Annotated in this window: 16 protein-coding genes and 3 riboswitches; of the genes, 13 read left to right on the top strand and 3 right to left on the bottom strand. The window is 55.9% G+C overall.

The annotated features are described in order from the left end of the window. The first annotated feature begins 226 nt into the window (after positions 1-226). The gene (locus EH198_RS24165) at positions 227-676 is read left to right on the top strand and encodes a MarR family winged helix-turn-helix transcriptional regulator (protein ID WP_124698014.1); all 450 of its coding nucleotides are present in this window, start codon (positions 227-229) and stop codon (positions 674-676) included. Continuing rightward, a complete protein-coding gene (locus tag EH198_RS24160) occupies positions 673-2,181 on the top strand; it encodes a DHA2 family efflux MFS transporter permease subunit (RefSeq protein WP_124698013.1) in 1,509 nt (502 codons plus the stop codon). Before EH198_RS24165 ends, EH198_RS24160 begins: the two co-directional genes overlap by 4 nt. A 57-nt stretch (positions 2,182-2,238) precedes the next feature. Here EH198_RS24160 and EH198_RS24155 read toward each other — a convergent pair whose 3' ends face one another. Both EH198_RS24155 and EH198_RS24150 read right to left on the bottom strand, forming a co-directional pair. Beyond that, positions 2,239-2,526 carry a zinc ribbon domain-containing protein gene (locus tag EH198_RS24155; protein WP_246014517.1) on the bottom strand — a complete coding sequence of 96 codons (288 nt, stop codon included), beginning with the start codon at positions 2,524-2,526 and terminating at the stop codon, positions 2,239-2,241. 68 nt (positions 2,527-2,594) lie between these two features. Further along, entirely contained in the window at positions 2,595-3,533 is a 939-nt protein-coding gene (locus EH198_RS24150; RefSeq protein ID WP_124698012.1) for a helix-turn-helix transcriptional regulator, read from the bottom strand. A gap of 170 nt (positions 3,534-3,703) precedes the next feature. Here EH198_RS24150 and EH198_RS24145 point away from each other — a divergent pair, with 170 nt between their 5' ends. Then, positions 3,704-4,966, top strand: a complete 1,263-nt coding sequence (locus EH198_RS24145) for an MFS transporter (RefSeq protein WP_185703042.1) — start codon at positions 3,704-3,706, stop codon at positions 4,964-4,966. Here EH198_RS24145 and EH198_RS24140 read toward each other — a convergent pair. Further along, on the bottom strand, positions 4,941-5,588 hold the full coding sequence (locus tag EH198_RS24140) for a DedA family protein (RefSeq protein WP_124698010.1): 648 nt from the start codon (positions 5,586-5,588) through the stop codon (positions 4,941-4,943). The two genes, EH198_RS24145 and EH198_RS24140, sit on opposite strands and share 26 nt — an antisense overlap. Positions 5,589-5,724: 136 nt before the next feature. Here EH198_RS24140 and EH198_RS24135 point away from each other — a divergent pair, with 136 nt between their 5' ends. From EH198_RS24135 to EH198_RS24090, 10 genes are all read left to right on the top strand, one after another. Then, a complete protein-coding gene (locus EH198_RS24135) occupies positions 5,725-7,170 on the top strand; it encodes a polysaccharide deacetylase family protein (protein WP_124698009.1) in 1,446 nt (481 codons plus the stop codon). 97 nt (positions 7,171-7,267) lie between these two features. Further along, on the top strand, positions 7,268-8,755 hold the full coding sequence (locus tag EH198_RS24130) for a DUF58 domain-containing protein (RefSeq protein ID WP_185703041.1): 1,488 nt from the start codon (positions 7,268-7,270) through the stop codon (positions 8,753-8,755). Beyond that, on the top strand, positions 8,724-11,255 hold the full coding sequence (locus EH198_RS24125; protein ID WP_185703040.1) for a transglutaminase TgpA family protein: 2,532 nt from the start codon (positions 8,724-8,726) through the stop codon (positions 11,253-11,255). Before EH198_RS24130 ends, EH198_RS24125 begins: the two co-directional genes overlap by 32 nt. Before the next feature lie 341 nt (positions 11,256-11,596). Further along, positions 11,597-13,135, top strand: a complete 1,539-nt coding sequence (gene guaA / locus EH198_RS24120; RefSeq protein ID WP_124698006.1) for a glutamine-hydrolyzing GMP synthase — start codon at positions 11,597-11,599, stop codon at positions 13,133-13,135. Between the two features lie 358 nt (positions 13,136-13,493). Next, a riboswitch (purine riboswitch) is annotated at positions 13,494-13,593 on the top strand. A 118-nt stretch (positions 13,594-13,711) separates the two neighbouring features. Continuing rightward, complete coding sequence (locus EH198_RS24115) at positions 13,712-15,112, top strand: NCS2 family permease (protein ID WP_124698005.1); 1,401 nt, start codon at positions 13,712-13,714, stop codon at positions 15,110-15,112. A 194-nt stretch (positions 15,113-15,306) separates the two neighbouring features. Further along, positions 15,307-19,128 carry a glycosyltransferase family 39 protein gene (locus EH198_RS24110; RefSeq protein ID WP_124698004.1) on the top strand — a complete coding sequence of 1,274 codons (3,822 nt, stop codon included), beginning with the start codon at positions 15,307-15,309 and terminating at the stop codon, positions 19,126-19,128. Between the two features lie 34 nt (positions 19,129-19,162). After that, positions 19,163-20,167: a glycosyltransferase family 2 protein gene (locus EH198_RS24105; RefSeq protein ID WP_124698003.1), complete on the top strand. Its 1,005-nt coding sequence runs from the start codon at positions 19,163-19,165 to the stop codon at positions 20,165-20,167. After that, positions 20,160-20,630 carry a GtrA family protein gene (locus EH198_RS24100; protein ID WP_124698002.1) on the top strand — a complete coding sequence of 157 codons (471 nt, stop codon included), beginning with the start codon at positions 20,160-20,162 and terminating at the stop codon, positions 20,628-20,630. The genes EH198_RS24105 and EH198_RS24100 overlap by 8 nt, the downstream gene beginning before the upstream one ends. Positions 20,631-20,642: 12 nt before the next feature. Beyond that, on the top strand, positions 20,643-21,302 hold the full coding sequence (locus tag EH198_RS24095; RefSeq protein WP_185703039.1) for a class D sortase: 660 nt from the start codon (positions 20,643-20,645) through the stop codon (positions 21,300-21,302). A 100-nt stretch (positions 21,303-21,402) separates the two neighbouring features. Continuing rightward, positions 21,403-21,483, top strand: a riboswitch (cyclic di-GMP riboswitch). A gap of 72 nt (positions 21,484-21,555) precedes the next feature. Next, positions 21,556-21,636: riboswitch (cyclic di-GMP riboswitch) on the top strand. 13 nt (positions 21,637-21,649) lie between these two features. Then, positions 21,650-22,459, top strand: coding sequence for a transglutaminase-like domain-containing protein (locus EH198_RS24090; protein ID WP_124698001.1), 810 nt, complete (start codon positions 21,650-21,652; stop codon positions 22,457-22,459). Positions 22,460-22,821: the final 362 nt, after the last annotated feature.

Raw genomic sequence — 22,821 nt, 5'->3', positions numbered from 1 at the left:
ATTGGATTAAAGAGCTTGTCGGACATTTACATCTCTTTACGGAATATTTCATGAACCGCCGTATACCGAACGGTACGTACGGTGGTGTGAGAGGTCGGGGGCTCGCCGCCCCCTCCTACTCGATTTCCAGAAACTTTCAGCGCTCTATTGACGGGAATTTAAGTAACCAGTAAAATATTTCGTATGCGAAATATATGGATTTAAAACAGATGGAGGTACAAGATAGATGGATCACAGGGAACAGCTTGACGAGATCGTGTCCTCTTTCCGGCGTATCAGCCATTCGTTTCAGCAGCTTCTGTGGAAGGATGCGGAGCAGTTTGGCATTACTCCCGCCCAGTTGACGGTGCTGCGCAAGCTTTCGCTCTGCTCGGAGATGTCGGTAACCGAACTTGCGGAACGGATGTATCTCGGCAACAGCTCGGTTAGCGGTCTGGTTGAACGTATGGTTAAGGCGGGATTGATTACCAGAAAGCGCGCGGAGGACGACCGCCGTATTTTTCGGCTTGCTTTGACGGAGAAGGGCAGGGAAATCTGGGAGAAGAGCGAAGTGTCGCTGAGAAAGCATCTGCTTCCGCTGACTCATATTCCTCGGGATGACGTACAGGAGCTATTGAGAATTCATAGCCAAATTATTCAAACTTTAGAACAAGGGAGAGAAACGTTAGAATTATGAGTACGATAACCGCAAATGCCGTATCAGTGGCAAAAAATATCCGCAGAGGTCCGATTATCACGGCGCTCCTGATCGGCGCGTTCGTCGCGCTCCTGAATCAGACGCTGATGAACGTCGCTCTGCCGCAGATGATGGACAGCTTGGGCATCCAGGCCAATACGGCCCAATGGCTGACCACCGGCTTTATGCTGGTGAACGGGGTGTTTATTCCGGTGAGCGCCTATCTTGTCGAGAAGTTTACGACGCGCGCGCTGTTTATTACGGCCATGTCCTTATTTTCAATCGGCACGCTGGTATGCGCCCTGGGGCCCGGCTTTGACATGATTATGGTTGGCCGTGTGATTCAGGCCGCCGGAGCCGGCATTCTGATGCCGCTGATGAACATCGTATTTCTGATGATCTTCCCGATCGAAGAGCGCGGCAAAGCGATGGGGCTGATGGCGGTCGCCATGATTTTTGCGCCGGCCGTAGGCCCGACTCTCTCCGGCTGGGTTGTGCAGAACTATTCCTGGCGGGTGCTGTTCTATATTGTGCTGCCGATGGCGGTTTTCGCTACGCTGCTGGGCGTGAAGTTTATGCAGAATGTAACCGTCAAAACATCGCCGAAGCTGGATAAGCCGGGAATTATCTTCTCGACGCTCGGCTTTGGCGGACTGCTGTACGGTTTCAGCGACGCGGGAACCGACGGCTGGAACAGCAGCACGGTGATAATCTCATTGATCGTAGGCGTGATCGGACTCGCTTTGCTGGTGTGGAGAGAGCTGGTCGCGAAGAAGCCGATGCTCGAATTCCGTATTTTCCGCTACAACATGTATTCGCTCACCACTGTCATCAACATTATCGTAACCATGGCGCTGTACTCCGGCATGATCCTGCTTCCGCTGTACCTGCAAAAGATCCGCGGCTTTACACCGCTGGAATCCGGCGTGATGCTGCTGCCGGGAGCGATTCTGATGGGGATCATGTCGCCGGTCACCGGCATTATTTTTGATAAAATCGGCGCCAGATGGCTGACGATTATCGGCCTGATCATTACCGTCATTACGACGTGGGAGTTCAGCCAGTTGACCGATTCGACCACTTATACGCATTTGATCCTGACGTATACGGCGCGGATGTTCGGCATGTCCATGCTGATGATGCCGATTACCACCGCCGGGCTGAACCAGCTGCCGCAGCGCCTCAGCTCGCACGGCACGGCAATGGCCAATACGCTGCGGACCGTAGCGGGGGCGCTCGGAATGGCGCTGTTTGTCAGCTTGATGACGAACCGTACGAAGAGCGAAATTACCAATGCCGTCATGAGCGGCCAAATCTCGCAAACCGACAAGCTTGCTTTTGCGAAGTTCTCGCAGGAAGCGATGATTCACGGGATTACGCACGCCTTCGTCGTTGCGACATGGGTGACGGTGGCCGGGCTCGTTCTGGCCTTCTTCATCCGCAAAACGTCACCGCAGCCGGATTTTCTGAAGACCGGGAACGAGACTGTTTTGGAACAAGAATAACAACGTAATCGGGGACTCATCCCAAGGTTGGTTAAACCGGGATGAGTCCCCTTTTTGTTAAGAGGCGCTCTCTTGTCTCCAGCGCTTAAGCAAAGGCAGCGTTTCGGCGAGAAGCCCCCGGGCGTCCGCCTCATCCATGCCATTCTGCACAAGATAACCGGCGCACAGATCGACCATGCCCTGAAGGGTAATGTCCGGCTGCTTGAATTCTCCGCCTTCATAACAGTACAAGCAATATTCTTCCGTCTTTGCCCCGTTCCGTTCCGTCCCGAGCAAATTTTCCTCCTCCATCGGCATTCCGCAGCTTTGGCAGAACCGCCCGTTTGGACCCGTGTTATGCTCCAATCTCGATCACTCTCCCGTAAATATTTTATACAGGAACAGTATAAAACGGGGAACTTGACAGCATTGCGTCAAGTTGACGTGGCGTATTTGATGGCTACGTCCGCAGCCATCTCTCCAAGCCGCCTCCTCACATGCGCCGGTTCCAGCACCTCGGCCGCAGGCCCGAAACTGAGCAGAAACCCGTACAGCCATTCGTCTACCGGATAGCGCAGGGCGACCGTATAACCGCCGCAGCCATCCACCTGAAGCTCGGAGCAGTCGAAGCGGTCTTCCGCGATATGCTTGTCCCCGGCGGAGAAATGCACAATCACTTCGGAAACGGCTGCATGATCTCCAGGATAGTCATTCCACGGCAGTTCATCGGAGGGCAGATCCAGCCTTGTATAAGCCGTGTTCTCCTTAATCAGGTCTTTCATCCGCGGAAGCTTGAACAGCCTGAATTCTCCGCGAAGCCTGCAGCAGCCGTATAAATACCAGGACTGGCCTTTCATGACGAGGGTGTATGGCTCCACGGACCGGACCGTTGCCGTTCCCTCGGCGCTGACATAGGCAAAAGAGACGGTTACGCTCTCCTCCAACGCCTCCTTGATCAGGGCAAGCTTCTGCTGAAGCGCTCCATGATGGCCCCACGGAGAAAGGTCGACGATTTGCCGTGACGCTATACTGCGGAATTGCTGCGAGCGCGACGGCGGGACGACACTGCTGATCTTCTCCATCAGCCGTTCATGATCGCTTGTATACGCAGAGAGGCTTCGCAGGGCGGAAAAAATTTGCGCCAGCTCGCCGTCGGTAAGCACATTCCGGTCGAGACGGTAGCCTTCGATCAGCCCGATTCCGCCGCCTCCGCCCTGGTAGGTAACGACAGGAATCCCGGCCTGGCTCAGCGTTTCGATATCACGGTAAATCGTTCGCACCGACACTTCAAACATGTCGGCAAGCTCCTTCGCCTGAACGAGCCGGCGGCCCAGCAGCACGATAACAATGGACAGCAGACGATCTATCTTCATGGGTCATGATCTCCTTCCTGAACAAGCGTTTATCAATGTATGGAGACAAGGCTATTTTAAATCATTTTATTCTTTATTTAAGTTTCCAGGAAGGGAATTGCCATTTGAAACGAATTCGATTAATATCTAATTAGATAATTATTTAATTAGGGTTTGAGAGGATGAAGATCATGAAAAAAAGAACGTCCGGCCGCGAGGGTATAAGCGGCGGCTATTACAGGCTGTTTGCCGCCGGCATCATCAACGGAATCGGCGACCGCTTCAGCCAGGTCGCCATGCTGTCGCTGATCCTTCAGCTGACCGGATCGGGCATGGCCGTAGGGCTGTCGCTCGGCATCCGGCTGCTTCCTTGCCTTGTGCTCGCCCCCCTCGGGGGTTATCTGGGCGGAAAGCTGCCGCGCAAGGCGGTCATGATGGTGACCGATATCGCCCGAATCCCTTTTGCGCTGTCTTTTCTGTGGGTGACGAGCGAGGACCGTCTGTGGCTGCTCTATGTCGGCAGCTTCATGCTGGCTGCGGGCGAGGCGATTTACGCTCCTGTCCGCAAATCTTCCATACCGCTGCTCGCGGAGCGGGGCGCACTCATGCGGATTAACGGAATGGAACAGCTGATGACCGGCTGTGTGCTGATTCTCGGCGCGCTCACGGGGGGATTTGTCTCCCACTGGTTCGGACCGGAGACGGCGTTCGTACTGAATGCATGCTCGTTCCTGGCTGCGGCGGCGATCATTTCCGGCATTTCTTTTCCGCGGAGCGCGCCTGAAGACAGGGAAGAAGAGAAGGTATGGATCAATGAACAAGAGCCAAGTCGTTCATCACGCCGAAAAGGTCTGGCCTCGCTGCTCGCCGGAAGCCTTGTTTTGCAGGTGGTATTGGGCTATGAGCTGCTCGTTTCGCTGGTGAACGGGCTGGACAACGTGCTGATCAGCGTGTATGCGATCCGGGTATTTCATGCCGGGGATATCGGTGTAGGGGCTTTTTACGGGTCGCTCGGCGCCGGACTTACGCTCAGCTTCTGGGCGGGACGATGGATCAAGCGAAACTTTTTGGCCGCCGCGCTGGGAGGGCTGCTGCTGGAGGGGCTGCTGCTGATAGGGATCAGCGTGGAAGGAGGCTTTGCGGCAGCCTGCGGATTGTATGTGCTGCTGTCCCTGGCCTCGGGGATCGGAAGTGCCTCCCTGGATACGCTGCTGATGCGGGAGACGCCTGCCAAGTGGCAGCCTTTTCTGTTCGGGCTGCTGACGGCAGTGAGTGGCACGTTGCTCGGCTTATCCATGCTGCTTGCCGGTTCGCTGCTCACCAGGGTGGAGCCCCGTTCGCTTGGCTTTGCGGGGGGCGCTTCTTTTGCCGTAATTGCCATTCTATTGAGTGCATACTTATGGATCAAAGACAAAAGGGGCGGGGCGGTCAGCGTTCCTTCGAGGACTCCTTGACCCTCATTGCGCGAAGGGCTTCAGGTCTGCGGCTGGAGCGGAAGCGGTAGACGAGAATCAGCGCGGCCACCAGGACAGCGGCGAGCACGATCCACAAAGCGTAAGTCTCAAACAGATGGAATACGGCCGTCCACTGCGGTCCGAACATCCGGCCGATCCCCAGAAACAGAATGACCCAGAACAGGGCGCCGCCATAAGCGTACAGGGCGAACTTGCGGTAGGGTAAGGCAATGATTCCGGAGAAATAACCGGTAAAATGGCGCACGCCGGGGATGAAATAACCGACCGTAATCAAAAAGCTGCCGTACCGCTCGAACCAGCGCTGCGTTTTTTCAAACTTCCCGGGCGATAACAGAAACCACCGGCCGTACCGCTGGATAAACGGAAGCCCGGCTTTGAGGCCGATGAAATAGGTAATGGTCATCCCTATGGTCGTTCCGAAGAAGGCGACGATAATCAGCAGCATAAAGTCGAGCCGTCCCGTATAGGACAGATAGCCGGCAAAGGCCATCGTCGTCTCCCCGGGAAAGGGCAAAACGATAAATTCCAGCAGCAGCCCGAAGAACAGCACGCTGTAACCATACTGCGCGAATAATTCCTGTATCCATTTCAGCATTTCCATAATTGATGTCACTCTCCAAAAAGATAGGCTGCAAACGCCGGTTTGGTAATTAGGGAGGGCATGTCTATTTTGCGGCTTGTCCTCATATAATCCAGCACAAGGCTTAATAGCCAATAGAATGCTGGAGGTAGAGAATATGGTTCGGAAAAAGCGCGGAATCAGCCGCCGTAAGGCTGTCCGGCTCGTGCTTGCCGCCGCGGTAATCGCGGCCGCCCTGATATACCGTGAAGCAGGGAACTCCCCATTCGGGAAATCATCCGTGACGCTTCATGCCGCGGACCGCGGGGGAGCTGCCGAAGGAAGGGAAGGCTCATTGCCCGGCTCATTGCCAGGTCCGGCAGTCTCCGGAGCGCCGAACGGACAGGCAAACGCAGGCTTGTCGAGCCACGGCGGTGCGCAAGCGACTCCGGCCGTCCGCCTCTCGCCGGCCTCTCATTCACAGAAGGTATCATTCTCCCAAACCTCCGGAATCTCCAACAGTGCGGCTAAAGCCGCTGCGGCTGCGGTCAAGAAAAGCGCCCTGCCCAAAACCGTCTATCTCACTTTTGACGACGGTCCCAGCTCCGTTACTCCGAAGGTGCTTGAGATTTTGCGGCGGGAGCAGGTGAAAGCGACATTTTTCGTGCTGGGAAACGGGGCGGAAAGGCATCCCGAATGGATTAACGCGATCTGGGAGCAGGGAAGCTCCATAGGCAACCATACCTATGACCATAATTATAAAGATTTATACAGCAGCTTTACGCGTTTCTGGGGCCAAATTAAAAAAACGGAGGAAATCATCCGCCTCATTACCGGGGTCCGGCCTCAGCTTGTGCGCGCTCCCGGCGGAACATTCGATCATTTTGATGATACCTACTTCCATCTGATGAAGCAAGCGGGCTATCGGGTGACGGACTGGACGTTGGACAGCGGCGATTCGAAGCGGCGGGGAGTGCCGGCCTCGGAGATTCTGAAGAACTCTATTTCGAACACCAAGGCTTCCAAGGTCGTTCTGCTGCTTCATGACGGAGCGGGACATGAGGAAAGCGCAAAGGCGCTGCCGGAAATCATTGAACGGTATAAAGCGGCGGGGTATGTATTCAAGACACTGGACGACAGGGAGGAGCCGGTACAGTTCAAGACGCATCCGGGCAAAAGCGCTTGGGGAAGAGTCAAGCCGGCCGAAGCATGGATCGACGCCAATATAACACCCAATGCCGCCTTGTTCGCATCCGGAAAAAAACTGGTAGTGGAAGCCGGCATGCTGCAAACAACGCTTCAGCCCGGGGAATACCGTATTGAGAACGGGCGGTATATCGTCCCGCTGCGGGCCGTAGTCGAACGGCTGGGCGGCCGGGTAAGCTGGGCGGCCGGTACGCACAGCGGTCAAGCCGAACTGAACGGGCGGAAAATAACGGCGGATACGATCGGTGGCGGGCTTGCCTTGGCCGGCGAAGGCCAGGGGCAGGGAGCGGTATCTTCGGGGGTCACTCTTAGGGGCGGTGCCATCTGGCTGCCGCTTCGTGATTTACTGGAGGTCACTGGACACCATCTGCTCGGAGTGACAAGCGTTCCGGAAGAACGGAGGGTAAAGGCATCCTGAAGCGATGCGAACGGATGCCGGATTTATTAAGGTCTGTCCGCTCCTTTTCATGGGAAGAATAAATAGAAAACCCTTGATAAGGAAGGAGAATTCATTGATGAAACCCATTCGCCGGCCCGATCTCCCAGCCGTTTCTCCGAATGCGAGTCTGCCCGGTCAATGGGCGCGTGCGCTGGCCGCTGCGGGCATCGTCGCCGGACTGTACGGATCGCTCGGCGGCTCCGCTCTGTTGTTTCTTCTCATATTCATCGGGCTGGTTATGCTCGGCGGACTGCTGCTACAGATGCTCGGTCCGAGAAAGATCGAACTGATCCGCACGCTCTCTCCGGTGCAGCCGACGGCGGGGAATGGCGTGCTGGTAACGGTCAAGCTCAGCTTTCGCTGCCGTCTGCCCATTCCCTGGTTGATGATTGAAGAGCGTTGGACCTGCGGGAATCAACGTCTGCTGCTGTTCCCCGGATTCCGGCGCGAGTTTCAGTATACTTATCGCCTGGAGCGGCTGGCGAGAGGCCGGCAGCAGCTGCGTTACTGCCGAGTCAGCTGGGGCGATCTGCCGGGCTGGTTTACCGGGACAAGCGCCCCTGAGGTCAGTCAGGCGTTCAAAGTGCTGCCGTCACCGCTATATCTCGGGAAGAGACCATCCGAAGAGGGTGCCGGGAAGGTGCTGACCCAAGTCCCGAGCCGCAGACGGACAGGATCGGAAGAAGTATCCGATATCCGAAATTACCAGCCGGGTGATCCGATGAACCGGGTGCACTGGAAAAATACGGCCCGACGCGGCTTCCTCCAAAGCCGCGTTCCCGAAAGGGAGAAAGGACGCATGCTCTGCGTCGTGCTGGACAACTGCCCGAGCTCCTATGAAATTCCGTGGGAATCTCTCCCTCCAAGGGGCCATTCTTCATATGGGGAGCCGGCCTTCGAACGGGCCGTCTCGGCGGCCTTGGGTCTGCTGCTTACCACTGAACGCGCGGGCTCCTACTCTCAATTGTTCACCGGCGGCTGGCCGGAAGGAATGGCGAGATATGAAGGACTGGGCGTAATCCCGGGCAGGGTGCTGGATACGCTGGCGGAAATAGCGCCGGACGGAACGCGCACGCTGGCAAGGCTGCTGGAAGATGCTTCCCGGCAATGGATTCCGGGCATGAACGTTGCGGTGATCACCGGCTGCCCGGACCGGGAAGCCGCCCTGACGATCTCCCGGCTGCTCGCTCAAGGAATCAAGGTGGATTTGTATTATGTATGGGACAGGGAGGCGCCGGGTAAAAGGAATCCGTCTCCCGGACCCGCCGCCGGACATCGGCGCCCATCCGCTGAAGCGGGAGCGCTCGTTCCGCATTCCGCCCCGGTCCTGAGCGATAAGATAACCGTTGTGTATGAAGCCGGGCAAGGCGATTTTTCCGCATCGGCGGATGTTGTATCGAACTTGAGCGGAATGGAATCGGTCGGCTCTGGGACCGCCGCGACGATCTGCGGCAGCCTGGGCCGTCTGGGAGCGGGCCTATACTGCCTGGAGCATGTCCCGCCGGCAGGTGAAAGCGGGGAGGGGAGAGCGGATGGAGAAGTCCGCAAGCCGTCGGCGCGTTAAGCTGCCCGCTTCCCCTGGTCTGACAACGTCAGAGGCCGATAAAACAGAGCGGTACGCTCAGGACGGCGAAAGACCTTACAGCGTCCCTGGCCCGGCGTTTATGTCCCATGTCTTGCGACGGCAATCTGCATGTCCGGGGGGCGGGGCTCAGGCTGCCGGGCTCTCCCGTCATGAGGCATACGGAGCGGGCGTCGCTTCCAACGAAACGTCTTTAAGCTTTCGCGCGCTGTTCTCTCTCTCCCTGTTCGGATTGTTCGCGGACTGGCTGCATCCGCTGTACCGGATGAATTTGGGAGCGGAGACGGAAAGGCTGCTGGGCGTTCTCGCGTTAATGGCCGCGGCGCTGCTCGCGTCCGGGTTGTTCCGCGTATCGCCCTGGCGGATGGCTCCGGTCCGATTGGCCATTTTTACGCTGTCATGGTTCTACTTATGCTCGGCATTGGCGGGAGGGTCCTGGCCTGCCGATTATTTCCCGGGCATGGGGAATGACGCCGTTCTGCTCCTCTCCGGCAAAATTGATGAAGTGAGCGCTGCGAGCCGGCTGCTTCTGCTGCTGACCGGTTGGAGCATGCTTGTCTCGTCGGTGCAGCATCTGGCGCTGTTCAAGGGAAGCACGATGCTCTTCACGTCCGTGACGCTGGTTTACCTGTTAGTCCTGGACAAGGGGCTCGGGAGCGATACGACCGTGGACATCATATTCTCCGCAGCTTTTATTGCGTGGATGCAGGGGATGAGCGGACTGCCGCGCCTGCTGGAAAAAGCCGGCGGCGCGGCAGGGATTCCGTTTCGCCGCTGGGCAGGCTCCGCTTGCTTTCTGGCGGTGGGGCTGACGGTCGCGGCCTGGATTGGGACGGAGGCCTCAGGCGGACAACCGGTCCGGATTGAGCCGCTTCAGATGGCCGCCCAGCGGCTGCAGGCCTGGGCGGCCGAGGGACTGCGCAGCCGCGCGGCCGCGATAACCGGGACGACGGGGTACAGCTCCGGCGGCGAGCTTGGCGGTCCGCTGGCGCGAAGCGATGACCCGGTCTTCACCGTGGAAAGCTCCCAGTCCGCCTATTGGCGCGGGGAAAGCCTGGACCGCTACGACGGACGCCGCTGGTCGCGGAGTGACAGTCTCTCCTCGCCGATCAGTCTGACCGCACTTTCTGCGAGGGAAGCCGAGGCTTCTGGAGGTCGGACTCTTCGCCAGCGGTTCCGCTTCGCGGCTCCGTCCGTGGGCGGCATTCCCGTATTCGGTACGGGCAGGGTGCTGTCCGTCTCGGATGTGCGGCAGCTTGACGGAAGCCGGCTTGGCTATATTTTGACCGGAGGAGGGAGGGACAGCTTTGCTCTGCCCGACCTGGCGGGTTCCTCCAAAGTGACGGAATATATGGTGGATTCGCTGCTCCCCGAGAGTGATCCCGCCGTGCTGCGGAAGCTGACGGGCGGCGACCCTCCGGAAATCCAGGCTGCCAATCTGGAGCTGCCGGCCGCCCTCCCGCAGCGGGTAAAGACGCTGGCCGCCAGTCTTACGGCCTCGGCCGGCAGCCGGTACGACGCGGCATTGGCCGTCCGCGATTATTTGCAAAGCTCGTATCCCTACACGCTGGATACGCGCGTGCCGCCGGAAGGCGCCGACTTCGTCGATGATTTTCTGTTTGCGGAGAAGAAGGGATACTGCGTCCACTTCGCCTCCGCCATGACCGTCCTGCTGCGCAGCGCGGGCATTCCGGCCCGGTACGTCCAGGGCTACGCGCCGGGCCGGTTGCTGGCGGACCGCGGACCGCAGCGCTATGCCGTGACCCAGGGCGACGCCCATGCCTGGGTCGAGGTGTATTTCAGCGGCGCGGGCTGGGTCCCCTTCGACCCGACGCCGGCCTCGGCAGCGGGTTCCGCGCAGCCGCCCGTCACCGCGGCGGCTGCGCCCGCGCCGCCGGAGACCCCCGCGCCCGCCGCAGCCGGCGCGGGAACGCTGCCCGCCCCGGCGCTGCCCGGGGGCGGACCGGCGCCTGCGCCGCCCGCAGCCGCGGCGGCGCTGCTGGCCGCCGCCGCGTGGCGCTGGCGGCGGAGCCTGGCGCTGCTGCGCCTCGGGCGCAGCGCCGTGCGCAGGGAGCGGCTGCTGCTGGCCGCGTCCCTGTCCTGGCGGGTGCTGGCCGCGCGCTACGGCCCGCCCCCGCCGGGGATGACGGGCAGGGAGTATGCCGCGTCCCTGCCCATTGACGATGCCGGACTGCGCGCAGCCGTCCGGCGGTTCGTCCGCCAGTGGGAAACGCTGGCGTACGGCGGCTCCTTCCGGCCCTCCGGCCAGGAGTCCGCTCCCGCAGGCATCCGGCGGCCAATCGCCGGCCCTGCGCGCGTCTTTCCGCCGGCGGATCGCCTACCGGCCGCCTTCAAAGCTCGCGAGGCTTCCCCGGCGCCCGCTCCGTCCATTGGGAAGCATGGCGTCCCGGAGACGCCGCTTCCCTGGAGCAAAAAAGCATTCTTGCGCGATTGCCTGCGGATCGCTTTTTATTTGAGCTGAAAGGCCGCCGTCCCACGGCGGTCTTTCATTCGTCTTATATTTCTCCGCCGTTTTATATTTCTCCGCGAAACGGCTGCCGCCCCGGCCGGAAAGGCCGGGCCATTTCTTTTTTAAAATATAAGAATTTCTAAGCTGTATCGCTCGCTTCGGAAGCATCAGCTCCGCAGAGGATGCCGCCCCCGTTTCTTCTTGACCGTTAACGGCATGAAGCATCGGAAAATTGCCTTTGCCGGCGGTCCCCGCCGTCATTCTCTGCCGCCGGCGGTTTCCCGGCGCGCCTTTCCTTGACGGTGCGAATTATCGTTGCGTATAATGAATCCAACAATCAAGGGAGGCAAGTAATGAACAAGCCAAATGAAATTATCGTTGTTCTCGATTTCGGAGGACAATACAACCAATTGATCGCGCGCAGAATTCGGGATTTGGGCGTATACAGCGAACTTCTGCCATACAATACGCCAATCGACCGCATCAAGGCGCTTTCGCCCAAAGGCATCGTATTCTCCGGCGGCCCGATGAGTGTTTACGCCGAGGACGCTCCGCATGTGGATCCGGCGATTTATGACCTCGGACTGCCGATTTTCGGCATCTGCTACGGCATGCAGCTGATGGCCCATCAGCTCAGCGGCAAGGTCGAGCGTGCTTCCAAGCGGGAGTACGGCAAGGCGGATCTGACTTTTGAAGCCGGAGCCACGATCGTCAAAGGACTCGAAGGCAGCCAGACCGTATGGATGAGCCACGGGGACCATGTGTCCCTGCTTCCGGAAGGCTTCAAGCTCGATGCCGGCACCGAAAGCGCGCCGATTGCGGCGATGAGCCACGAAGGACGGAAGCTGTATGCGGTGCAGTTCCATCCCGAAGTGCGCCACTCCGTACACGGCAATGAGATGATCAAGAATTTCCTGTTTGAAGTCTGCGGCTGCGAGGGCAACTGGACCATGGAATCCTTTATCGAGGATGCCATCCGCGATATCCGCGGCAAGGTCGGCGACAAAAAGGTGCTGTGCGCCCTGAGCGGCGGCGTCGATTCTTCCGTTGTCGCCATGCTGATTCATCGCGCCATCGGCGACCAATTGACCTGTATGTTTATCGACCACGGCCTGCTGCGCAAAGGAGAAGCCGAGAGCGTTATGGAGACGTTCGTCGGCAAATTCGATATTCACGTCGTCAAGATTGATGCACGTGACCGCTTCCTCGGCAAACTGGCCGGCGTGGACGATCCCGAACAGAAGCGCAAGATTATCGGCAACGAATTCATCTACTGCTTCGACGAGGAGTCGGCCAAGCTCGGCGATTTTGATTTCCTTGCCCAGGGTACGCTGTACACGGACATCGTGGAGAGCGGAACCGCCACGGCACAGACGATCAAATCGCATCACAACGTCGGCGGACTGCCGGAGGATATGAAGTTCAGCCTGATCGAGCCGCTGAATACGCTGTTCAAGGACGAGGTGCGGAAGGTTGGCGAGGAGCTTGGCCTGCCGCATGCCATCGTATGGCGCCAGCCGTTCCCGGGACCGGGCCTTGCCATCCGCGTGCTGGGCGATGTTACGGAGGACAAGCTGACGATCGTCCGCGATTCGGATTACATCCTGCGCGAGGAAATTGCCAAGGCCGGTCTTGAGAGCGAAATCTGGCAGTATTTCACGGCGCTGCCGAACATGAAAAGCGTGGGAGTCATGGGCGACGCCCGGACCTACTCCTACACGGTAGGCATCCGCGCCGTAACGTCCATCGACGGCATGACTGCAGACTGGGCGCGCATCCCGTGGGATGTACTGGAGAAGATCTCCGTGCGGATCGTCAACGAGGTCGACAATGTCAACCGCGTCGTGTACGATATCACTTCCAAGCCGCCGGCCACTATCGAGTGGGAATAGTAAGAAGAGAAGAGCCTGCCTGTCCTCGCTACCGAGGGCCGGCAGGCTTTTTTTATTATCAGAAACTATAGTCTGCGCACACTCTTTTCCTACTAACCTGTTTGAAAAGTACGCCCGCAGAAACGGGAGGAGGAGATGAGCTCTGCAAATTCCGCCGGCAAAGTCTTGTGGATGCATAGATTGCAGCGGTTGGCAGACACTAGAGCCAAGCCGCCTGGACAGCGCCTACATAACAATCATCTTCTCAAAAATATGGACTTCAACCGATTTGTCATAATAACGAAGAATGACAAAAACATGACAAGAATTGTCCGTTTTCGTCATTGACAACCCATGTCATATACGCCTAAAATGAGAAAGCATTAGCAACAGGAATATTCGTATAATCCCGGGAATTGGCCCGGGAGTTTCTACGAGGTCACCGTAATGACCTGGCTACGAAATTAGAAAGCTGTCCCGACTTGAAGCTGAGGCCCGTTCCGCATCGGCTTAGGGAAGCTCTTTTTCAGCCGGCGTCCGAAAGGGTGCCGGCTTTTTTGCTGCTGCCTCAAACCAATACAACAGGGGGAGAACATTTTGGAACGCTTTTTCAAACTCAAAGAGAACGGCACTTCGGTACGTACTGAAATTATGGCCGGTCTGACCACCTTTATGGCAATGGCGTATATTTTGTCGGTGAATCCCGGCACGCTGACCGCCTTCGGCCGTATCGATATGGGCTGGTATTCCGTATTTTTGGCGACCGCGCTGGCAGCGGGCATTTTCACAATCGCCATGGGACTGTTCATTAACTTCCCGGTTGCCCTCGCGCCCGGCATGGGCCTTAACGTGTATTTCGCATCGGTTGTCCTGTCCTCGGCGACGTCGGAACATCCGTTTACTTGGCAGATGGGTCTGACTGCCGTCTTCATCTCCGGGCTGATCTTCATTCTGCTGACCATCACCCGGATTCGCCAGATTCTGCTGGATGCGATTCCGGACAGTCTCAAGCATGCGATTACGGTCGGTATCGGACTCTTCATCACCATTATCGGTCTGAAGAACAGCGGGATTATGACGATCGGCGTAGAGGCGGGCAATGCGATCCCGGCCAATACCTTTACCGACGTGCTGTACTTCGAAACAGTCCTTCATCTCGGAAGCCTTCAGAACACGAATGTTCAGCTTGCCCTTATCGGTCTTTTGCTGATCGGCATTCTGATGGTGCTAGAGGTCAAAGGCGCGATTCTGTTCGGTATTCTCGGCACCACGGTAATCGGCATGCTGATGGGAGCGGTCGACTTCTCCACCTTGTCCAATCCGTCTACGCCATGGGTTCCGGATTTCACGCAGCTGAACTTCCTGGAGTTTGATTGGAAAGGCATTCTGCATACCGGCATTATTTCCGCGATTGCCACCTTCACCTTCGTTGAACTGTTCGACACCTTCGGAACGCTCGTCGGAACGGCGCAGCGCGCGGGAATTATGGACAAACCGGAAGAAGGCAAAAAACGCGTCGGCAAAGCAATGCTCGTCGACGCGGCAGCGGTCGCTGGCGGCGCCATGCTGGGCACATCGACCACAACGGCTTACATCGAGAGCGCGGCAGGCGTGGCCGAAGGCGGACGCACGGGACTTACCGCCGTTACGACAGGCGTGTGCTTCCTGCTTGCCCTGTTCCTGGCGCCGGTTGCCGCTCTGATTCCCGGCTCTGCCACGGCGGCAGCGCTGATCATTGTCGGCGTGCTGATGGCGCAGTCCATCCGCCGGATCGATTTTAACGATATGGTTATCGCCATTCCGTCGTTCCTGACCCTCGCGATTATGCCTTTTACCTACAATATCGCGAACGGTATTTCTTTCGGCATCGTCACCTACGTCATCTTGGCGTTTGTGGCCAACGTGTCGGGCAAAAAGAAATACGACATCCACTGGATGATGTGGCTTCTGGCCGTACTGGTGGTCCTTCGTTACTTGCTGATCGGCAGCCAAGGTTAACCGCGGCCGCTCCTTTACGGCTCCTTCCCAACCGGAAGGGGCCGTTTTTATATGTAAAGATCGAAATCTGCGGCACTTTCGGAAGCCAGACCGGACTTTAATTCACATGGCAATTCGATTATATTGAAATGAGGGAAAAATAAAGCACATTCATATACATAGATTCGGACGATTAGACGAAGGTGGTTACAAGGATGAAGAAGTGGCCAATTGCCGCAAAATTGATGTTTATGCTGCTGCTGTGTATGCTCGCCATACCTCCGGGAACAATGTTTGCGGAAGGGAATCTTTTGCATAATTCCGGCTTTGAGGAGACGGCTTCGAATGCGCCCGCTTCATGGAACAAGGACGTGTGGGTTCAGGGTGACCAGGCAAGCCTGCTGTCCGTAGAATCCGCCGATGTCCATTCCGGCAGTTTCGCAGCCGCCGTAGAGAACTTGCAGCCGAATCATGCCAAATGGATTCAGAGCGTCGCCGTAAAGCCGGACACCCATTACCGGATTACCGGCTGGGTGAAAGTGGTGAACGCGGGAGCGGAGGGCATCGGCGCCAATATCTTCGTTGCCGGCGTAGGCGGGGGATATCCAAGCACCAAAGATACCGGCGGAGGCTGGCAGCAGCTCACGTTCGTGGGCAAGACGGGTGCAGATCAAAAGGAAATGGGCATCGGCGCTGCCCTCGGCGGGTACGGCAATCTGGCCACCGGCAAGGCTTATTTCGACGATTTGTCCGTGGAAGAGCTGACCTCCGCCCCGGCGGGAACTTCCGTCATCTCCCTTGATCCCGGGACGTCCTCTGCGGGGACGGCCGGGAAGCCGGTTAAAATATCATCCAAGGATATTTTGCTCTTCTCCGCTCTGTTCGCCTGCCTGTTCGCGTGGGTATACCGGACCGCGCTTCGCAGCAGACGTCTGCTCAGAAGAGAAAATTACAATTACGGTCTATGGCTGGGGCTGGTTCTTGCCGCGGCTTTCCTGCTGCGCCTGTGGCTCGGATGGACTTCGCAGGGCTATATGAACGACATGAAGACCTTTATGTACTGGGGGCAGCGGCTGGCCGAGGTTGGCCCGGGCCGTTTCTACCAGGAAGGCCTGTTTGCGGATTATCCTCCAGGGTATCTTTATATATTGTATCTTCTGCATGTCATACAGGGCGGACTCGGCCTGAATCCGGATTCTTCGTCCGAGATGCTGCTGTTCAAGCTGCCGGCGATTCTGTCGGATATTGCGGCTGGCTGGCTTATTTACCGGATCGGAAGCAAGAAGCTCGAAAGCGGCACTGCGCTCGGTCTTGCGGCGCTGTATTTATTTAACCCGGCTGTATTGACCGATTCGGCGGTGTGGGGTCAGGCGGACGCCTTCTTCGTGCTGTTCCTGCTGCTCAGCATCCACGCCGTCTCGGATAAACGGCTGGCTGTTTCCGCGCTTTGGTTCGCGGTGGCCACTGCGGTGAAGCCGCAGGCGCTTATTTTTACGCCGGTGCTCCTGTTCGCTTTCCTTCACTACCGCGCCTGGAAAGAATTGTTGAAGGGAGCGGTATACGGGCTGATCGCTTTTGCCCTGATTACCCTGCCGTTCTTTTGGGGCAACGGAGGGCTCGGTGGACTGATTAATCTGTACAAAAGCACGCTGTCTTCCTATCCTTACTCGACCGTCAACGCTTTTAATCTGTACATGCTTATTGCTCCCAGCTGGGCGCCGATCGACCAAACATGGCTTGGAATTCCTTTCCGCGCATGGGGCAATATCGCTATTATAGCTGCCGTACTTTTGGCCGGGGTGTACTCATTCCGCAAAGACAAAAAGGATCTGTCCAAGTCCTTCTTCATCGGTTTGGTTTTGATTGTGGTCATGTTTGTGGTCGGGACTAAAATGCATGAACGATATATGTTCCCGGCGCTTGCCTTAAGCTTGTTCGCCTTTATGGAGACCAGGGACCGGAGACTGCTGACACTGTTCTTTGGCCTGAGCTTGACCCAGTACATTAATGTGGCGTATGTGCTGCTGCATCTGAATTCGGGGCAGAATCCCGGCTCGGACGGCATCGTCCTCGTTACATCGATCGCCAACATCGGGCTGCTGCTGTTTATGCTGTACATCGGGTGGGATATTTACTTTAGGGGGAAAGTGCTCCCGTTGGCTCCTGCGTATACCGATCGGCAGCTTCGGGAAACCGACCTGGCGCTCGCCGGGGAACTCCGTCCTTTAAATCATATCCGCACGGGCGGCATGATCCCACGTCTGGTGCGCAAGGATTGGCTGTGGATGGGGGCCATTACCCTGCTCTATGGGGTGCTTTCTCTGGTCAATCTGGGCTCGAACTCTTCGCCGGAAACGGTCTGGGCGCCTTCGGCCTCAGGGGAAAGCTTCTATGTGGATTTGGGAGCCGCAAAGCAGCTGGACAAGGTAAGAATATTCGGAGGCGTGGGCACGGGCGAATTTACGCTGGAGTTTGGTGACACGCCTGATATCTGGTCCGGACCCGTCAAGATTAAGGAGGACGTCGGCAACGTTTTTATCTGGAAAAGCCAGCAGCTTAACGCCACGGCGCGTTACGTCCGGGTCTTTGTGAATAACCCGGGCTTCTACCTGCATGAGATGGCTTTTTACGAGAAAGGAAACACGTCGCCGCTGGCCATTGCCGGAGTGTCACCCGATACGGGAGGAACTCCCAAAAAAGGCGAACCGGCTAACCTGTTCGACGAGCGGCAGCTCATTCCTGCGAACTCGGGCTTTATGAACAGCACCTATTTTGATGAGATTTATCATGCCCGCACCGCTTATGAATACACCCATGGCATCGTTCCATACGAGAATACGCATCCGCCGCTGGGCAAACTGCTCATTTCAGTCGGAATGGCGCTGTTCGGCGTCAATCCGTTCGGTTGGCGGATTGTCGGGACGGTATTTGGAATCGCTATGCTGCCTCTCCTCTATATGATGGCGCTGAAGCTGTTCGGACGGACGCGCTATGCGGCGCTTGCGGCAGGGTTGTTCGCCCTGGACTTTATGCATTTCACGCAGACCCGGATTGCCACTATTGATGTGTACGGCGTCTTTTTCATCATGCTGATGTTCTATTTCATGCAGCGTTATACCGTCATGAATTTCTACCGCGATCCGCTGAGCAAAACGCTGTGGCCGCTCTTTTGGTCGGGACTGTTTTTCGGCATCGGTGTCGCCTGCAAATGGATTGTGCTCTATGGAGGGGCGGGCCTAGCGATTATGCTCGGCATCTCGCTCTTTGACCGGTTCCGGCAGCACCGGGCGTCCCGTCGCCTGCTTGCTGACGGAAAGAGCGTAGACCAGGAACTGTCGGCCGCCTGCCTGGGAGCCGCTCGAACGTTCTGGAGCAAAACCGTCATCACGCTGGCGTGCTGCCTTGTCTTTTTTGTAGTCATTCCAGCCGTGATTTACAGTCTGTCGTTTATTCCCGTCCTGTCCGTCACACCGGAAGGCTATACGCTCAAAGGGCTGCTCGAAGCGCAGAAGGACATGTATGATTATCACAGTCAGCTTGTGGCTACCCATCCGTTCTCTTCCCAATGGTGGCAATGGCCGTTCATGAAACGCCCGGTATGGTTTTTCAGCGGCGGAGAAGGGCTGCCGGCAGGCCAGGTGAGCAGTATCGTGACGATGGGCAATCCGCTGATCTGGTGGACCGGAGTTTTTGCCATCCTCGCCGTTCTTTGGCTGACGCTGAAGCGCCGGGAGAAGCCGCAATACGTCATTTGGATCGGCTATTTTTCACAATATGTTCCGTGGATGCTCGTTCCGCGCGAGACCTTCCTTTACCATTATTTTGCCATGGTGCCGTTCTTGATTCTGGCGCTGGTCTACATGCTGAAGCTGTCGGACAGCCTATTCCCGGAATCCCGGTCCAGAGTCATTCGTTATGTGTTTGTCGCGGGAGCGGCGCTGCTCTTTATTATGTTCTATCCCGTCTTGTCGGGGCTACAGGTTAGCGGGGATTATGTGACGGGCGTCCTGCGCTGGTTCCCGACTTGGGTCTTCTAGAGTCAGGCCCGTCCACAATTTAGGAGGAAAAGAAATGAAAGCCAGATACAGCGTGATCGTCCCGATGTATAATGAAGAAGAGGTAATCTCCCATACGTATGAGCGTCTGAAAGAAGTCATGGACCGCAGCGGAGACGTGTACGAGCTGATTTTCGTGAACGACGGAAGCCGGGACCGCTCGGCCGAGATGATCCGGGAGATCGCGGACCGGGACGGACATGTGAAGCTGATCGATTTCTCGCGGAACTTCGGCCATCAGGTCGCGATTACCGCCGGCATGGACTATGCCCGGGGCGAAGCGGTCGTTGTTATCGACGCCGATCTTCAGGACCCGCCGGAAGTCATTCTTGAGCTGATTGCCAAATGGAAGCAGGGGTATGAGGTGGTCTATGCCAAACGGCTGAAGCGCCACGGAGAGACCTTCTTCAAAAAAATAACCGCCAAAATCTTTTACCGCCTGCTCAGCAGCATGACCAGCGTAGATATCCCGACCGATACGGGCGACTTTCGCCTGATCGACCGCAAGGTGTGCGATGTTTTGCGCGATCTGAAGGAGAAGAACCGCTATGTCAGAGGACTTGTAAGCTGGGTTGGCTTCCGCCAGACCATGGTCGAGTACGTACGCGAGGAGCGTTTTGCCGGGGAAACCAAGTATCCGCTCAAAAAAATGATCCGGTTCGCGCTCGACGGCATCACATCTTTTTCGCACAAACCCTTAAAGATCGCGTCCTACCTCGGCTTTTTGCTTTCGTTTTCCAGCTTTATCTTTTTGTTCTTCGTCTTGATGCAAAAATGGTTCACTTCCCGCACAGTACCCGGCTGGGCTTCCATTGTAGGTGTGAATCTGCTGTTTAACGGAATTGTGCTTATGATACTCGGGGTAATCGGGGAATACATCGGCCGGATCTACGACGAATCGAAGGATCGGCCGCTATATATTGTCCGCCGGACCGTGGGCTACGGAAATCTGAAGGAAGAGGAAGCGGAGCTCCTTCGCGAGGAAGCCGGACTGCCGCGGAAGGGTGTGCCCCATGAATGACAAAAATTTGCGCGGCGATATCATCCAGTTCGTCAAATTTAATATTGTCGGTCTGCTGAATACGCTGGTTGATATGGCCGTGTTCGCGCTGCTGAATTCACTCGGACTGTTCTATGTCGTAGCCCAGATTATCTCCTACGGTGCAGGAACGGCGAACAGCTTCGTTTTAAATAGCAATATAACGTTCAAGGACCGGAAGCGTTCCAAGGAGGAAGGCTTCGATCATAGGCAGTTGCTACGGTTTATTATTTTAAATTTGGTCGTGCTGGGCATATCTTTGCTGCTGATGAGCCTTCTCATCGACCGCCTGGGACTGCAGGAACTGGTATCGAAGGTGTTGGCTACATTTGTTACGGTCATCATCAATTTTTTCGGCAGCAGAAAATGGGTGTTCGTGGACCCGAAGCAGCCCCTGCCCGTTTCAGGCGAGGTGGTCTCCGGAGGGGATGCGGACCAACGTTAGAGGGTGAGATGATTGCGCAAGCTGTCTTATATCATCATTATCGCAGGCGTTCTGCTGCTGCTGTATCCGAAGACCAGCGAATGGTTTGAGGACTGGCAGCAGCAGAAGCTGCTGAAGGAAGCGGAACAGAACTTCGAACAAGGAACGGATAAGGCACAGACCTCCGTAGATCCCGATTTGCGGCTCAAATACGCCAAAGTGACACAGCTGCTTGCGGAAGAATCGGCACTGGGCGACCAGTCCGGGCTCCCGGATGATAATGGCATTTCAGACGCCGGCGAGAAGGCGATCGGGCTGATTGAGATCGGCACAATCGGTGTCAAGCTTCCCGTGCTTGAAGGAGCTACCAAAGCGAATATGAGGCATTCAGCCGTGCATTTGACGGAGACCGTTCCACTGGGGGAAGTCGGCAATGCGGCCATCGCCGCCCACCGCGCCCATACAAAGGGAAGACTGTTCAACCGTCTGAACGAGGTGAAGATCGGAGACGCGATTACTGTTAGGACCAAAGGTCAGGTCTATAACTATACCGTCTATGATATTTTGATCGTTGATCCGACCGACGTATCCGTGCTGGAAGGCAATAACAAAGACCGGATTCTGACGCTCATTACGTGCGATCCGCTGATCAATCCTACGCATAGGCTTATTATTCATGCAAAACTTCCGTGATCTTGGTGAAAAATGAAAAAAGGCAAAATAAGTAGGTATAATTTCCTGTTTTTCTATTGATGTTTCATATGAATATGGTAAAATATATGAGAAAAGCTAAACACGATAACGGCAAACCTATCGAAAGGTAGGGACGCAAAGCTAAAGGGCCTTCCCGTAAGGATGGCAGCCAGCTACCGAATGAAGAGCTTTTTTTGTTTGCTTTAGGATATAAATTTTGGTATATATACCAATCGTTCAAAAGGTAAAGCTTGAGCGACAAAGGCAAACCTATCGAAAGGTAGGGACGCAAAGCTAAAGGGCCTTCCCGTAAGGATGGCAGCCAGCTACCGAAAGGAGTTTTATCCGTGAAGAAGTTTTATTTGTTGATCCTCACTCTATTTGTGATAACCGCTTCCATTCAAGTTACCCCCGCAGCCGCAGCGAGCGCCGGTTCCGAATGGCTGGATGCCTCGGATTTAAGCCAAGGTGTTATCGGCATTCAATATAATGCTCCGCAGAACAAACGCACCAAGCTGATGATCACCAAGAATGGCAGCAGCTATACCTACAACCTGTTCAAATCGGAGCCTAATGAATCGTTTCCTCTTCAGCAAGGCGATGGCACCTACAAAATCTCCATTCTTGAGAACACCAGCGGCAACAAATACAAAGTGGTTTATACCGACTCTGTCGATCTCTCGCTGAGCGATCCCAACGCCGTATACCTGAGCTCCGTGCAGAACATTAATTGGAGCCCGTCCGATAAAGCTATTCAAAAAGCGAAACAACTGACCCTGAATGCCGCCACCAACAAAGAAAAGGTAACCGCCATCTATAACTATATCGTCTCCAATGTTAAATACGACTACGCTTTGGCAGCTAACGTATCCAAGGATTATGTGCCGGACATCGACAATACGCTTGTCAGCAAAAAAGGAATCTGCTATGACTATGCTTCCCTCTTCGCCGCAATGCTTCGCAGCGTGAATGTTCCCGCCAAGCTTGTAATGGGGGAAAGCAGTTATGTAACTCAATACCACGCATGGAACGAAGTCCTTATCGACGGCAAGTGGGTGACTATTGATACGACAGTTGATGCCGGATTAGGCAAGAGCAACAAAACGGCTACCCTGATTAAAAGTTCAAGTAAATACACAGGCGTGAAGTATTACTAACTCTATTAAGTTAAAAGGTTAAGATAGTGAATGGACAATCCGCTTAAATAATAAGTGGATTGTTTTTTTTGTATTTTGGGGTTGATATATTTGCTGAGAAGAGGTACTATAGGTAAGTCGCTCTCGGGAGACAACAAGCTGTTACCGACAAGTTAAAATAAACTTTTAAAAAAAGCTTGCGTTCCTGAAGAGTACATGATATATTATAAAAGTTGCTGCTGAGGCAAAGATGAACGGCGGCAAACAAGTTTGATCTTTGAAAACTGAACAACGAGTGAGTGGGAATTCGCTTCTGGCGAGTTCCAAAATGAAGAGAATGCAAATTCTCGTCAGATGTTTCAAAATGAGCGAATCGCTCTTTC

This window comes from Paenibacillus rhizophilus, from assembly GCF_003854965.1.
Classification (GTDB): domain Bacteria; phylum Bacillota; class Bacilli; order Paenibacillales; family Paenibacillaceae; genus Paenibacillus_AQ; species Paenibacillus_AQ rhizophilus.
Note: the sequence above shows the minus strand (reverse complement) of the source record. Positions and strands in the feature narration are given on the sequence as shown.

Bases quoted from the DNA above. Each gene is read 5' to 3' on its own strand.
- guaA (WP_124698006.1), top strand. From the start codon at position 11,597: ATGAACAAGCCAAATGAAATTATCGTTGTTCTCGATTTCGGAGGACAA.
- EH198_RS24145 (WP_185703042.1), top strand. From the start codon at position 3,704: ATGAAAAAAAGAACGTCCGGCCGCGAGGGTATAAGCGGCGGCTATTAC.
- EH198_RS24100 (WP_124698002.1), top strand. From the start codon at position 20,160: ATGAATGACAAAAATTTGCGCGGCGATATCATCCAGTTCGTCAAATTT.
- EH198_RS24125 (WP_185703040.1), top strand. From the start codon at position 8,724: ATGGAGAAGTCCGCAAGCCGTCGGCGCGTTAAGCTGCCCGCTTCCCCT.
- EH198_RS24160 (WP_124698013.1), top strand. From the start codon at position 673: ATGAGTACGATAACCGCAAATGCCGTATCAGTGGCAAAAAATATCCGC.
- EH198_RS24130 (WP_185703041.1), top strand. From the start codon at position 7,268: ATGAAACCCATTCGCCGGCCCGATCTCCCAGCCGTTTCTCCGAATGCG.
- EH198_RS24105 (WP_124698003.1), top strand. From the start codon at position 19,163: ATGAAAGCCAGATACAGCGTGATCGTCCCGATGTATAATGAAGAAGAG.
- EH198_RS24140 (WP_124698010.1), bottom strand. From the start codon at position 5,588: ATGGAAATGCTGAAATGGATACAGGAATTATTCGCGCAGTATGGTTAC.
- EH198_RS24150 (WP_124698012.1), bottom strand. From the start codon at position 3,533: ATGAAGATAGATCGTCTGCTGTCCATTGTTATCGTGCTGCTGGGCCGC.
- EH198_RS24110 (WP_124698004.1), top strand. From the start codon at position 15,307: ATGAAGAAGTGGCCAATTGCCGCAAAATTGATGTTTATGCTGCTGCTG.
- EH198_RS24165 (WP_124698014.1), top strand. From the start codon at position 227: ATGGATCACAGGGAACAGCTTGACGAGATCGTGTCCTCTTTCCGGCGT.
- EH198_RS24135 (WP_124698009.1), top strand. From the start codon at position 5,725: ATGGTTCGGAAAAAGCGCGGAATCAGCCGCCGTAAGGCTGTCCGGCTC.